Source organism: Pseudomonas sp. MMS21 TM103, from assembly GCF_022132145.1.
In the GTDB taxonomy this organism is placed as follows: Bacteria; Pseudomonadota; Gammaproteobacteria; order Pseudomonadales; family Pseudomonadaceae; genus Aquipseudomonas.
Genome location: NZ_JAJISP010000009.1, coordinates 1 through 13,948 on the forward strand (window position 1 = coordinate 1; position 13,948 = coordinate 13,948).

Annotated in this window: 10 protein-coding genes; 3 read left to right on the forward strand and 7 right to left on the reverse strand. The window is 63.0% G+C overall.

Features of this window, described 5'->3' with window-relative positions; all coding sequences use genetic code 11:
• On the reverse strand, nt 1-1,367 hold a 1,367-nt coding region (locus LJY18_RS21130; protein ID WP_238044202.1), incomplete at its 3' end, for a retention module-containing protein.
• Nucleotides 1,368-1,701: 334 nt separating this feature from the next.
• Here LJY18_RS21130 and LJY18_RS21135 point away from each other — a divergent pair.
• From LJY18_RS21135 to LJY18_RS21145, 3 genes are read left to right on the forward strand one after another with little or no spacing between them, the layout of a single operon-like run.
• A complete protein-coding gene (locus LJY18_RS21135) occupies nt 1,702-3,045 on the forward strand; it encodes a TolC family outer membrane protein (protein ID WP_238044203.1) in 1,344 nt (447 codons plus the stop codon).
• A 33-nt stretch (nt 3,046-3,078) separates the two neighbouring features.
• Nucleotides 3,079-5,235 (forward strand): type I secretion system permease/ATPase, encoded by a 2,157-nt coding sequence (locus LJY18_RS21140; protein ID WP_238044205.1) that lies wholly within the window; start codon nt 3,079-3,081, stop codon nt 5,233-5,235.
• A 58-nt stretch (nt 5,236-5,293) separates the two neighbouring features.
• The gene (locus LJY18_RS21145) at nt 5,294-6,598 is read left to right on the forward strand and encodes an HlyD family type I secretion periplasmic adaptor subunit (protein ID WP_238044388.1); all 1,305 of its coding nucleotides are present in this window, start codon (nt 5,294-5,296) and stop codon (nt 6,596-6,598) included.
• Nucleotides 6,599-6,772: 174 nt separating this feature from the next.
• Here the strand turns inward: LJY18_RS21145 and mmsB are convergent, their stop codons facing one another.
• The 6 genes from mmsB to LJY18_RS21175 all read right to left on the reverse strand — a co-directional run bounded on the left by mmsB (nt 6,773) and on the right by LJY18_RS21175 (nt 13,867).
• A complete protein-coding gene (gene mmsB, locus LJY18_RS21150; protein WP_330872787.1) occupies nt 6,773-7,708 on the reverse strand; it encodes a 3-hydroxyisobutyrate dehydrogenase in 936 nt (311 codons plus the stop codon).
• A 14-nt stretch (nt 7,709-7,722) separates the two neighbouring features.
• A complete protein-coding gene (locus LJY18_RS21155) occupies nt 7,723-8,829 on the reverse strand; it encodes an enoyl-CoA hydratase/isomerase family protein (protein WP_238044209.1) in 1,107 nt (368 codons plus the stop codon).
• Nucleotides 8,830-8,873: 44 nt separating this feature from the next.
• The gene (locus tag LJY18_RS21160; protein WP_238044211.1) at nt 8,874-9,692 is read right to left on the reverse strand and encodes an enoyl-CoA hydratase; all 819 of its coding nucleotides are present in this window, start codon (nt 9,690-9,692) and stop codon (nt 8,874-8,876) included.
• Between the two features lie 147 nt (nt 9,693-9,839).
• Nucleotides 9,840-11,006 (reverse strand): acyl-CoA dehydrogenase family protein, encoded by a 1,167-nt coding sequence (locus LJY18_RS21165; RefSeq protein WP_238044214.1) that lies wholly within the window; start codon nt 11,004-11,006, stop codon nt 9,840-9,842.
• A gap of 6 nt (nt 11,007-11,012) precedes the next feature.
• The gene (locus tag LJY18_RS21170; RefSeq protein ID WP_238044216.1) at nt 11,013-12,260 is read right to left on the reverse strand and encodes a substrate-binding protein; all 1,248 of its coding nucleotides are present in this window, start codon (nt 12,258-12,260) and stop codon (nt 11,013-11,015) included.
• A 101-nt stretch (nt 12,261-12,361) separates the two neighbouring features.
• A complete protein-coding gene (locus LJY18_RS21175; RefSeq protein ID WP_238044219.1) occupies nt 12,362-13,867 on the reverse strand; it encodes a CoA-acylating methylmalonate-semialdehyde dehydrogenase in 1,506 nt (501 codons plus the stop codon).
• Nucleotides 13,868-13,948 lie beyond the last annotated feature (81 nt).

Here is a 13,948-nt window from a genome sequence, read left to right on the forward strand (position 1 = left end):
ACGGTGACCGTGGCGGTGGCGACATTGGAGGTCAGCTCGCCATCGGTGACGGTGTAGGTGAAGTCGGCGCTGCCGTTGAAGTTCTCGTTCGGGGTGAAGGTGACGGTGCCGTCGCTATTGAGCGCGGCGGTGCCGCCGGTGCCACTGGTGACGCTGTTGATGGTCAACGGCGAATTTTCGGTATCGGTGTCGTTACCGGTCAGCTGGGCGGCGGTGAAGATCACCGGGGTGTCTTCCGTGGCGCTCAGGCTGTCGTCGTTGGCGACCGGTGCGTCGTTGACCGCGCCGACGGTGACCGTGGCGGTGGCGACATTGGAGGTCAGCTCGCCATCGGTGACGGTGTAGGTGAAGTCGGCGCTGCCGTTGAAGTTCTCGTTCGGGGTGAAGGTGACGGTGCCGTCGCTATTGAGCACGGCGGTGCCGCCGGTGCCACTGGTGACGCTGTTGATGGTCAACGGCGAATTTTCGGTATCGGTGTCGTTACCGGTCAGCTGGGCGGCGGTGAAGATCACCGGGGTGTCTTCAGTGGCGCTCAGGCTGTCGGCGTTGGCGACCGGTGCGTCGTTGACCGCCGCTACCGTGCCACTGACAGTCGCAGTATTGGTCAATGCGCCATCGCTGATGGTGTAGGAAAAACTGGCTGGACCGGTGTAGTTGGCGGCTGGGCTGAATACCAGTTGGCCATTGGTCAGAGTCACAGAACCATTGCTGACGTTGACTGAGCCGCCCTCGGCAATGGTCTGGCCATCGACGGCGGTGATGGTCAGGCTGTCGCCGTCCAGGTCGGTGTCATTGCTCAGCACGTCGATGCTGATGCTACCGTCTTCGTTCACGGTGAAGTTGTCAGCCAGCGCAGCAGGAGCGGTGTTGGCAGTCTCGAGAGTCTCAACAGGACCAGGAGCCTGTTCCTCTGCAGGCGAGGGCGCAGCAAACCCCAGCCCTTGAGTCTCGAACCCAACCGTCGGATCGAGCTGCTGACCTGTTTCATCCAGCATCACGAAGCTGTGACCACCACCTGCCGCACCACCTGTGCCACCTGCTGCGCCCGGGCCTGCGGCGGTCGGTTCGAGGTCGGCGGTTGGGTCGAAGCCGGCGGCGATGGCTTGTTCCAGTTCGGAGGCAGGCGCTTGTGCCGTCTGGGCTGGCTCTGCAGCTTGAGCCGCGTCTGTTTGCCAATTGCCATTGGCGGCAATTTCGATCGCCTCGCCATTGGCCAGTTCGAGGCTTGCCGAGCCGCCCGAGGCGGTCACCACCTGGTCGCCCTGGAACAGGCGCTCGCCTTCGAACACTTGTCGCGTGAGGCCATCGAGGGAGACAACGAATACCTGGCCCACAAGGCTTTTTATGACAGCGACAAAATTGCTCATGCTTAAGCTCCAGACGCCTAGGGCGTGGTGTGATCCTTTGATTGATGTGACCTGGGCCAAGGTAGAAGGAAAGGCTGATCGTCATTTATTTGACGACAATAACTTGTCTTTGCTTCCGTGCTGGCTCAGTGCGTGCCAAACTATTGACCGCTCTTTCGCGATAATACACACTCGCTATCGTTGATGTCACTTTGATATTGATCTAGTTGTTCATGTCACCTTTGCGGCCTGCAAAGGTGAGTGAGTGATCTCGTTGACTGGGTCGTTCTGCAGTGATTCGGCCTGTTATTTTGTATATCTTCTGCTCCTCAGCCTGAAAGGAATCTACCCTCCAATGCGTTTCTTAGCCCTTCTCCCACTTGCTCTGGCGATCTCCCTGTCGGCCAACGGCCAAGCACTCAACGAAGCCATGCAGAGCGCTCTTGAGGTGCATCCGGAAATCCAGGCGGGGATCAATGCACGCCTGTCGGTTGAGGAGCAGATGAAAGCTGCCAAGGGCGGTTTTTTGCCGCAGGTTGACCTGCTTGCCGGTTACGGTCGTGAGGGCACCGACAGTCCGGGCACGCGTGGGCTTACCCACAACACCGAGACTCTGACCCGTGGTGAGTCGACCCTGCGTTTGCAGCAGATGTTGTTCGACGGTTTTGCCACCAGCAGTGAAGTCGGCCGTCAGCGGGCCACTGTCAATGCTCGTGCCTATGAACTGCTGGGCACGTCCGAACGCACCGCGCTGAACGTCGCGCAGGTCTATCTGGAAGTGCTCAAGCGTCAGGATATGGCCCGTTTGGCAGCTGATAACCTGCGTAGCCACGAACGTATCTACGACCAGATTTCCCTGCGCAGCGAGCGCGGAGTGGGGCGTATGGCCGATCTCGATCAGGCTGAGGCCCGTTTGGCGCAAGCGCGCAACAACCTGATCACCGAGCAGACCAATCTTGCCGATGCGCAGGTCAATTACTACAGTCTGGTTGGCCGCGAGCCCAGCGAGCTGAGCATGCCGCAAGGCTTGCCGGGTCGTTTGCCGGAAAGCCTGCAGGCCGCCCGTGAGGAGCTGCTGGCGAATAATCCCTTTCTGAGTTCGGCCGAGTCTGATGTGCAGGCCAGCGAGCAGCAATATGAAGCGTCCAAGTCGACGTTTTACCCGCGTTTCGACGCTGAGCTCTCGCAGGGTTTGAACAACAATGTCGACGGTGTGCCTGGCCATAGCAATGAATGGCAGGCAATGCTGCGTATGCGCTACAACCTGTTCGCCGGTGGCAGCAACAAGGCCGACCTGCAGTCCAAGGCGCACCAGGTCAATCAGGCCATGGATATTCGCAACAATGCGTTGCGCGTGCTGATCGAGGAGCTCGGCCTGGCCTGGAATGCCCTGGAGAATTCGCGTCAACAATTGCCGATCGCACAGCAATATGTCGACTACAGCAGCCGGGTGCGCGACTCCTACCAGAAGCAGTTCGGCCTAGGCGATCGCACCTTGCTGGACCTGCTCGACAGCGAGAACGAATTGTTCACTGCTGCGCGCCGCCTGGAAGAAGTGCGTTTCACTGAGCTGTTTACTCAATACCGGATCAAGGCGACCATGGGCTCCCTGCTGCAAAGCCAAGGTGTAGTTGCACCCATGGCTGCGGCGCCGCTGGACGTAGTCAAGGCCAAGGTGACACTGCCGGGCCTGAACTGACAGCGACCTTCCTCCGTGCATGAGTGAATCTTTGTGGCAGTAGACCTCAGCCAGGCCCCGACCCGTAGCGATCCTCGCGATCGCTACGATGATCCACTGCTCGACAGCCTGCTGTCACTTTGCAGTCTGCACCAGAAGCCGGTCAGTCGGGCCATGCTCACGGCCGGCTTGCCACTGCCCGAACAGCGCCTGAGTGTCGAGTTGCTGCCCCGTGCAGCGGCGCGCGCCGGCCTGCAAGGGCGTTGGTTGCGCCGCGAACTGCGCAAAATCCCGACGTTGGCTATGCCTGCTCTGCTGTTGCTGCGTGAAGGTCGCAGCGCGGTCTTGCTCGGTTGGGACGAGCAGGGCCGTGCGCGGGTCATGCCCAGCGAGAGTGAGGGGGGGGAGGTTCTTGTCAGTGCCGAGATGCTGGCCGAGGATTACAGTGGTCAGGTGTTCTTTGCCCAGCCGCTGCACAAGTTCGACTTCAATCGCGGCGAGCTGATTCCCCGTGCGACTTCCTGGTTCCGCGATACCCTCAAGCGCTCCCGCTGGCTCTATATAGACGCTATCGCGGCCAGTTTCCTGATCAGCCTGATCGGCCTGGCTACGCCGCTGTTCGTCATGAATGTTTACGATCGGGTGGTGCCCAACCAGGCAGAGGCCACGCTCTGGGTGCTGGCGATCGGTATCTGTGGCGTGTATCTGTTCGATCTGCTGCTGAAAACCTTGCGTGGTCTGTGCCTGGATCTTGCGGGCAAGAAGACCGATCTGATCATTTCGGCGACGCTGTTCGAGCGGGTCGTCGGCATGGCCATGAAGTTCCGTCCGGCCCGGGTCGGCAGTTTCGCCCAGAACATCCACGAATTTCAGAGCCTGCGCGATTTCCTCGCCTCGCTGACCCTGGCCAGTGTCATCGATCTGCCGTTTACCCTGCTGATTTTGGCGGTGATCGCGATGATCGGCGGCCATCTGGTGTGGATCCCGGTATTGGCCTTTCCGCTGGTCGCCCTGATCGGCTGGGCGTTACAGCGCCCCCTCGCGGAAACCATGGAGCGCACCATGGCGCTGGCCGCCGAGCGTCAGTCGAGCCTGATCGAAAGCCTCGCCGGACTGGATGCGGTCAAGGTCAATAATGCCGAGAGTGAACGCCAGTACCTGTGGGAGCAGACCATCGGCACCCTCAGTCGCCTGGAATTGCGCGCGCGCATGCTCTCCAGTCTGGCGATGAACGCGACGATGCTGCTGCAGCAATTGGCCGGCGTCATCGTGATCGTCTTCGGTGTTTATCAGATCATCGATGGCAAGCTCAGCATGGGTGGCCTGATTGCCTGCTACATGCTCAGCAGTCGTGCGCTCGGCCCGCTGACCCAATTGTCCGGCTTGCTGACCCGCTACCAGCAGGCGCGCGTCACCCTCGAGTCAGTCAATCATATGATGACCCTGCCGCAGGAGCGTCAGGAAGAGGAGCGTCCGCTCAAGCGTCAATCACTGCAGGGTGCCATCGAGTTCCGCCAGCTGGATTTCCATTATCCGGACCAGCAGCAGGCCGCCCTGCAGAACATCAACCTGGTGGTGCGCCCCGGCGAGAAGATCGGCATCATCGGTCGCAGCGGCTCTGGCAAGAGTTCGCTGGCCAAGCTGATTGTCGGCCTGTACCAGCCGGATGCCGGCAGCCTGTTGGTCGACGGCGTCGATGTGCGCCAGCTGGATGTCAGCGATCTGCGCCACAACATCGGCTACGTCCCCCAGGATATCCAGCTGTTTTCCGGCACGCTGCGCGACAACCTGACGGTGGGCGCGCGCTACGTGGAAGATGAGCTGGTCTTGCAGGCATCCGAGCTGGCTGGCGTTCATGAGTTCGTGCGCCTGCATCCCAAGGGCTACGAACTGCAGGTCGGCGAGCGTGGACAGAACCTGTCCGGGGGACAGCGGCAGAACGTTGCCCTGGCCCGGGCGTTATTACTCGACCCGCAAATCCTGCTGTTCGACGAGCCGACCAGCGCCATGGACAACACTGGTGAAGAGCGGCTCAAGCAGCGTCTGGCTGCAGTTATCGGCAGCAAGACCCTGCTGCTGGTTACCCACCGTGCCTCCATGCTCAGTCTGGTCGACCGCCTGATCATCGTCGACCGCGGCCAGATCATTGCCGACGGCCCTAAGGGCAGTGTCATGGAAGCGCTGAAAAAGGGGCAGATCAGTGTCAGTTAAACCGCCGTCAAAAGGCCTGCGTCAGGCTCTTGCGTCTTACTTCGGCAGCCATGACGCCATGGGCGATGAGCCCTTGCCGGAAGTCAGCAAGGCACTGATCGAGGATGCACCCAGGGTCATTCGCCTGACCATCTGGGGCTTGATCGCCTTCGTCGCCTTCTGTTTGCTGTGGGCGCATTTCGCCGTGGTCGACGAAGTGACCCGTGGTGATGGCAAGGCGATTCCTTCATCGCACCTGCAAAAAATCCAGAACCTGGAAGGCGGTATTGTTTCCGAACTGTTCGTTCGCGAGGGACAGGTCGTCAATATCGGCGACCCGCTGCTGCGTCTGGATGACACCCGTTTTGCTTCCAACGTTGGTGAGACCGAGGCCGATCGCCTGGCCTTGCTGTTGCGGGTCGAGCGCCTCAGTGCGGAAGTACAGGATCGCGAGCTGGTGGTGGCCGCCGAAGTCCGCGAGAAGGTGCCGCGTCAGGCCGAAAACGAGGAGCAGTTGTTCAACAGTCGGCGCCAGCAGTTGCTGGACGAGGTCGCCGGGCTGGAGCAGCAGTCGCTTCAGCGTCGTCAGGAGTTGCGCGAGTTTGCTTCCAAGCAGAGCCAGTTTCGCAGCAGTCTGGAGCTGTTGCGCCAGGAAATCCGCATGTCCGAGCCCCTGGTGGCCGAGGGGGCGATTTCTCCGGTTGAAGTGCTCCGCTTGAAGCGTGCCGAGGTGGAGAGTCGCGGTCAGTTGCAGGCCACCACCCTGGCAATGCCGCGTGCCGAGGCCGCGATCAAGGAAGTCGAGCGCAAGATCGATGAAACCCGTGGACGTTTTCGCAGCGATGCGCTGACCCAGCTGAATGAGGCGCGTACCGACCTGAGCAAGATCCAGTCGACCGGCAAGGCGCTGGAAGACCGGGTCAATCGCACCCTGGTCACCTCGCCTGTGCGCGGTATCGTCAAGCTGCTGCTGGTCAACACCATCGGTGGGGTGATTCAGCCGGGTAGCGATCTGGTAGAGATCGTGCCGCTGGGCGAGAACCTGCTGGTGGAGGCGCGCATCCGTCCGCAGGACATTGCCTTCCTCCATCCCGGGCAGGAGGCCATGGTCAAGTTCACCGCCTATGACTACACCATCTACGGTGGGCTCAAGGCCGAGCTGGAGCAGATCGGTGCGGACACCGTGACCGATGACGATGGCAACAGCTTCTACGTGATCAAGTTGCGTACCAACAGGAGCCACCTGGGCAGCGAAGAACACCCGTTGCTGATCATTCCCGGCATGGTCGCGTCGGTAGACATCATCACCGGCAAGAAAAGCGTTCTCAGCTACTTGCTCAAGCCGATCATCCGGGCCCGTGCCGAGGCGTTGCGCGAGCGCTGATCGGCGCCATGGATAGATGAAAAAGCCGCAGCAATCTGCGGCTTTTTGCCAGCTGCAGATCGTCGCCTGGATGCAATCCGGCAGCGATTTGCCAGGCGGGACATGTCCCCGGCCTGCAAGGGCCGGCTAGGGCGGTGGCTGCTTTACATCCTTGCCCTAGGGGCGGGCCTGCACTTACTCGACGAACAGCTGCTGCACCACCGAGAAGTCTTGCTGGCCCTTGCCTTGCTTGAGCAGCAGGCGATACAGCTGCAGGGCCAGGGCGCCCATCGGTGTGCTGCTGCCGCTGTGCTGCGCGGCTTCCTGGGCCAGGCCGAGGTCCTTGGCCATCAGTTCGGCCATGAAGCCACCGGAATAGCCTTTGGATGCCGGGGCGTTTTCCATGACCCCGGGCCAGGGGTTGTATTTTTCCAGGGTCCAGTTGCCGCCGGAGCTCTGGCGCATGATTTCGGCCAGCACGGCGGGCTCCAGGCCGTTGGCTACACCCAGGGCCATGGCTTCGGCGGTGGCGATCATCTGCACCGCCAGGACTTGGTTGTTGCACACCTTGGCCACCTGGCCGGCACCCTCGGGGCCGGCGTGGAAGATGTGGCTGCCCATGGCGGCAAAGACTGGGCGGGCTTTTTCCAGGGTGCTGGCCTGGCCGCCGATCATAAAGGTCAGGGTGCCGGCCGCGGCGCCGGCGGTACCACCGGAAACCGGCGCGTCGAGCATCTCCAGGCCTCGCTCGGTAGCAGCTTTATGCACCTTGCGCGCAGACTCCGGGGCGATAGTCGAGCACTCCAGGACCAGGGTGCCGGGCTTGAGTGCCTTGAGCAGGCCGTCGTCGCCCAGGTACAGGCCTTCGACATGACGGCTGGCCGGCAGCATGCTGATTACCACATCGGCGCCTTGCACGGCGTCGCTGGCACTGCTGGCGGCTTGTGCCCCTTCCTGGGCCAGTTCGTCGATGGCAGCTTGCACCAGGTCGAAGACTTTGAGCTTGAAGCCGGCCTTGAGCAGGTTGCGTGCCATGGGCAGGCCCATATGGCCAAGGCCGATAAAGGCGATCGTTTTCATGGTTGTTTCCCTCCTCCGAAAAGTCTGTCTGGCCTGGCCCGTTCCTACGATACCTCCCTGCGTTGTTACTGCAGATCCGCCAGCGGATGCTCGCCTTCCCAGGTGGCCTCGAAGTGTGACTCGATCACCTCTGCGGGGATGCTCGCCACATCCGGCCAGTGCCAGTGGGGTTTCTGGTCCTTGTCGATCAGGCGCGCGCGCACACCTTCGGGGAGTTCCGGGTGGCGGCAGCAATTCAGGCTCATGGCGTACTCCATCTGGAATACCTGGGCCACTGACAGCTGTCGGGCGCGGGCGATCTGTTGCCAGACCAGGTGCGCGCTCAGCGGGCAGCCGTTGGCCAGGGTCTTGGCTGCGCGCGCCAGCAACAGGTCGCTGCTATTGTGCAGGGCGGTGAGGGCGCGCCAGGCGGTGGGTAGATCTGCCTGGTCGAGTACCTCGTCGATGCGTTCGCGGCGCGGCAGCCATTGGGCTTCCGGCAGTTTGCCGAGGGCCTCGTGCTGCAGGGCCTTGAGCAGGCTGTGCAGTTGCAAGTGTGGTTGTTCCAGCCAGTTCAGTTGCACCAGCCCCTCGATCAGGGCGTCTTGCTGCTCATCGAGCAGGAAGCGGTCGGCCAGGTCCAGGTCGAGGGCGTCGCGGGCGTTGATGCTGCTGGCGGTGAGGCCCAGGAACAACCCGAGCTTGCCCGGCAGGCGGGCGAGGAACCAGCTGCCACCGACATCCGGGTACAGGCCGATATTGATTTCCGGCATACCCAGGCGACTCGATGGGGTGACGATGCGCAGGCCGGCGCCCTGCATCAGGCCCATGCCGCCGCCCAGCACATGGCCGTGGGCCCAGCAGATCAAGGGCTTCGGGTAGCTATGAAGACGATGGTCGAGACGGTATTCGTCGGCGAAGAAGCGCCGCGCCAGGGGCGGTACTTCGCCGGGGTGTTCGCGGCACTGCTGCACCAGTTGCACCACGTCACCGCCGGCGCAGAAGGCTTTAGCGCCGTTGCCACGCAGCAGCACGCAGGCGATGGTCGGGTCATCCGCCCAGGCCGCGAGTTTTGCATTCAATGCCTCGATCATCGGCAGGGTCAGGGCGTTCAGGCTTTTTTCTGCATCCAGGCTGGCGATACCGATGCGAAAGCCATGCAGGCTGTGGTGTTCTTCGAAAATCACGTTCATGTGGCGGGTTCCTGGTGCGCGGGGCGCACCCTCGGGGAATGGGTTTATTTATTGCGCCACTGTGGCGTGCGTTTCTCCAGGAAGGCGTTGACACCTTCGCGGGTATCGTCGGCGTCGAACAGGTCGATGAAGCGCTCGCGTTCTTCGCTCAGCCAGGTGCTCGGGCTGCGTGCGCGGGCGCCCTGGATCAGCGGCTTGATGGTGCGCACCGCCACCGGGCTCTGCCGTGCGACTTTGGCCGCCAATAGCAGGGCATGGCCGCGTGCTTCGCCGCTGTCGACCAGTTGTTCGACCAGGCCGATGCGCAGGGCGGTTTCGGCGTCGATGCGCTCGCCGCAGAGGATCATGCGCTTGGCCCAGCCTTCACCGACCAGCCAGGCCAGGTGCTGGGTGCCGCCAGCGCAGGGCAGCAGACCCACCGCGGCTTCCGGCAGGGCCATCTGCGCCTGGCGTTCGGCGATGCGCAGGTCGCAGGCCAGCGCGCATTCCAGGCCGCCGCCCATGGCGTAACCGTTGATCGCGGCGATCGACACACCGCGGAAATCGCGCAGCGCCTCGAAGGCTTCGCCGAAGCGGCGGGCCATTTCACGGGCGCGGGCCTTGTCGCCATCGGCGAACAGGTTGAGATCGGCGCCGGCGCTGAAGAACTTGCCGCCTTGGCCGGTCACCACCAGGGCGTAGATGTCGTCGTCGTGGTTGAGGTGCTCGATCAGTTGCTTGAGGCCGATCAGTGAGTCGCGGTCCCAGGTGTTGGCCGGCGGGTGGTTGATGGTGATCAGCGCGGTGTGGCCATGCTTTTCCACGGTGATCTTGTGGGTCAGGTCGAATACACCGGGATGGTAGGGTTCGATGGCGTGGCTCATAAGTGTCCTCGTTGCTATTCCGATGGTGCCCGCGCTCTGCGCGGGCGCCCAGCCTGGGACGCTCTGCGTCCCGCTTGCCCCGTGTCAGGACGCGGAGCGTCCGGGGTGGCGTTCCCCCGCGGAGCGTGGGAACGATCAAGTTAAACCTTACAGCAGGCGATCGAGCATGCCGCCCTGCTCGAGCAGGCGGCGGGCGATGATCACCCGCATGATTTCGTTGGTGCCCTCGAGAATCTGGTGCACGCGGCTGTCGCGGACCCAGCGTTCCAGCGGGTAGTCGTTTAGATAACCGTAGCCGCCATGCAGCTGCAACGCATCGTTGCACAGGGTAAAACACTGATCGGTGGCGAAGCGCTTGGCCATGGCGCAGTACAGACTGGCCTCGCCGTGCTGCCGATCCAGCTTGTGTGCGGCCAGGCGCACCATCTGTCGACTGGCCGTGAGGTCGGTGAACATGTCGGCCAGCTTGAATTGCAGGGCCTGGAACTCGCTGAGGGGCTTGCCGAACTGTTTGCGTTCCTCCACGTAGCGCAGCGCTTGTTCCAGCGCCGCCTGGGCTGCGCCGAGCGAGCAGCTGGCGATGTTGATGCGGCCGCCGTCCAGGCCCCGCATGGCGTAGACGAAGCCCTGGCCCTCGGGGCCGATGCGGTTGCCGGCGGGGATGCGCACGCTCTCGAAGCTGATGGTGCGGGTCGGCTGGGCGCGCCAGCCCATCTTCAGTTCGTTGCGGCCGTATTTCACCCCGGCCGCGTCGGCCGGCACCAGGAAGCAGGAAATACCCTTGGCGCCGCTGTCCTCGCCGCTACGGGCCATGACGATCAGCACGTCGGTTGAGCCGGCGCCGGAGATAAAGCACTTGCTGCCGTCGATCAGGTAGTCGTCGCCGTCACGCCGGGCGCGGGTGCGCAGGTGGGCGGCGTCGGAACCGGCATCCGGCTCGGTCAGGCAGTAGGAAGCGAGCAGTTCGCCGCTGACCAGGCCGGGCAGCCACTGCTCCTTGAGCGCGGGGTCGGCAAAGGAGGCCAGCATCCAGGTCGCCATGTTGTGGATGGTCAGGAAGGCCGTGGTGGCTACGCAACCGGCGGCCAGCTGCTCGAAGATCAGCGCGGCGGACAGTCGCGACAGGCCCAGGCCGCCGTCATCATCCTTGATGTACAGGGCCAGATAGCCCTGTTCGGCGGCCAGCTTGATAACGTCCACCGGGAAGTGATGGTCGCGGTCCCAGTCGGCGGCATGGGGCGCCAGTTCGCGGCTGGCGAAAGCACGGGCGCTGTCGACCAGCAGGCGTTGTTCATCGCTGAGTTCGAAATCCATAAGTCCTCATTGCAGGGTCAGGGGTTGCCCGGCGGCGCGTCTTTCCGCCTGCCATTCGGCGAGACTGGGCGCGGCCTGGTTGGCGTCGAGACGGTCGACGATTTCAAAGTAATCCTGCTTCAGCGGATCCTTGAGCACTTCGGCGCGAGCCTTCACTTTGACGGCATACACCGTCTGCAAGTTCTGGTGATCGAAGGCGCGCCACTCTTGCGGGCCCTTGAGTAGCTGGTAACGGTGACCTTCCAGGGCCTTGATCAAGGCCTCGCTGTCCAGGCTCTTGGCCCGCCGGGCGGCATCGGCCCACTGATAGACGATGCTGTAGGCCGATGCCGCCGAGCTGGACGGATACATCGCATACCGCTGGCTGAAGGCGTTGACGAAGGCTTCGCCCTGGGCCGATTGCTCCAGTTTAGGCACGCGCCAGGTCCACGGCTCGGTGCCGAGCACCCCTTCCATCAGGCCGGGGCCGGCTTGCTCGATGATGCTCTGGGTCAGGTTGGGCGCGACTATCTGCATGCGCTCGGTCAGGCCGAGATCCTTGGCGATGCGCATGGCGCGCACCAGGTCTTCGCCGAACAGCACCAGGGCCAGTACCTGGGCGTTGCTCGCCGCGGCCTGGCTCAGCACATCCTGGTAATCGGCCAGGCGCGCGCCGGGGAAGGGCACCTTGAGCCCGGGGTGTTTGCCGCTATCTGCGCTGCCGGTGGTCTGGCGTAACGAGTCTTCGGTGGTGTGGCCCCAAGTGTAGTCGGCGGTGACGTAGAAATAGCGCTGATCCGGCAGGTGCTGGTTCAGGTACTGGCCGAGCACCCGGGCGCTCATCCAGGCGTTGTTGCACTCGCGAAACATATAGCGGTGCGCATTTTTGCCGGTGGTGTCGTTGGAATAGGTGAGGGTGCCGAAATACAGCAGGCCATGCGTGGCGGCTCGCTGGCCGGAGGCGATCGCCACCGCGCTGGAGGAACCGCCGAACAGCATGGCCGCGCCTTCGCGGGCCAGCTTGTCGACATTGCGCTCGGCTTTCGCCGGGCGCGAGGCGCTATCGCGGCTGGACAGGCGCAACGAACGACCGAGCACACCGCCCTGGGCGTTGAGCTCGTCGATGGCCAGCAAGGCACCGCGCATCTGGGCCAATCCTTCTTCCTTATACGGGCCGGTGCGCGGGTAATTGAGACCGAGGGTGATCGGCTCGGCGGCCTGCGCGCAGGCGGTTAATCCGGCCCAAAGGGCCAGGGTGGCAGTCAGTCGTTGCATGGCAGCTCTCCTTGTTCTTGTTGTTGGGATCAGGAGAACTTTTTACGCGGTTAGACTAATTGTTGAGATCGTCTATTGGTCTAACAGACCCTACGCCGTTCTCATTTCAACTGAATGGTCATATTTGCTCCGCCCGACGTTCCGGCCACGGCGTCTTCATCGAACCAGCTGCTGGTGACCGTCTTGGTCTCGCTGTAGAAACGCACGGCCTGTTTGCCGTAGGCGTGCAGGTCGCCGTAGAACGAGCCTTTCCAGCCGGTGAAGGAGAAGAACGGCAGCGGCACCGGCACCGGTACGTTGATTCCGACCTGACCGACTTCCACCGCGTGCTGGTAATGCCGCGCCGCGCCACCGGAACGGGTGAAGATCGAGGTGCCGTTGCCGTAGGGGCTGGCATTGACCAGCTCGATCGCCTGCTCGAGGGTGTCGACCTCCATGCACACCAGGACCGGGCCGAAGATCTCCTCGCGGTACAGGCTCATCTTCGGCGTGACGCCGCGGAACAGGGTCGGACCGAGCCAGTTGCCGTTGGGATAACCGTGCACCGTACAGTGCGAGCCGTCGAGCAGGCACTCGGCGCCTTCCGCCTTGCCCTCGGCGATCAGGCGCAGCACCCGTTGCCTGGCCTGCTGGCTGATCAGCGGGCCGAACGCCGCATGGCCGTCGGTCCAGTAGCCGGGTTGCAGCTCGGCCATCTGCGCCTGCAGTTCAGCGATCCACTGCTTCGACTCGCCGACGAACACCGCCACGCTGATCGCCATGCAGCGCTGTCCGGCCGCGCCGCAACTGGCGCCGACCAGGTTGCTCAGCACCTGCTGCTTGTTCGCGTCGGGCATGATCACCATGTGGTTCTTGGCCCCGGCGAAGGCCTGCACGCGCTTCAGGTGGGCGGTGCCGGTGCGGTAGATGTGCTGGCCGACCGGTACCGAGCCGACGAAGGACACGGCGCGGATATCCGGGTGAGTGAGCAGGCTGTCGACCACCTCGCGCCCGCCATGCAGCACCTGCAGCACGCCCCTGGGCGCACCGGCCTCGATAAACAGCTCGGCCAGGCGGTTGGGGGTCATGGGGTCCTGTTCGGAGGGCTTGAGGATAAAGGTGTTGCCAGCGGCGATGGCCAGGGGAAACATCCACAGCGGAATCATGGCCGGGAAGTTGAACGGAGTGACGCCGACGCACACGCCGAGTGGCTGAATCCAGCTGGCGGTGTCGATGTCACGGGCCACGTTCTCCATGGTCTCGCCCATCATCAGGCTGGCGATATTGGCCGCCTGTTCGACCACCTCGATGCCGCGCCAGACATCGCCCTTGGCGTCGGCCAGGGTCTTGCCGGTTTCCTTGGCGAGGATTTCCGCCAGTTCGTCATGGTGTTCCTTGAGCAGGTGCTGATAGCGCAGCATCAGTCGTGCGCGATCGGACACCGGCACTTCGCGCCAGCCGAGAAACGCCGCCTTGGCGCTGGCGATCGCCGCTTCGATTTCTTCGGCAGTGGCCTTGGGCGCCAGGGCCAGCACTTCCTGGGTCGCCGGATCGGTGATTTCGATGAATTCGCGGGTACGGCTTGCACGCCATTCCCCTTCGATCAATTGCGGGATTGCCTTGCTCATCGCGTTCTCCCCTTGGATCCAGGTATTCAAGGTTCTACTTCTTTTAGCCTTATAGCCGGGGAAGGCGTGCTTGTGGATTGA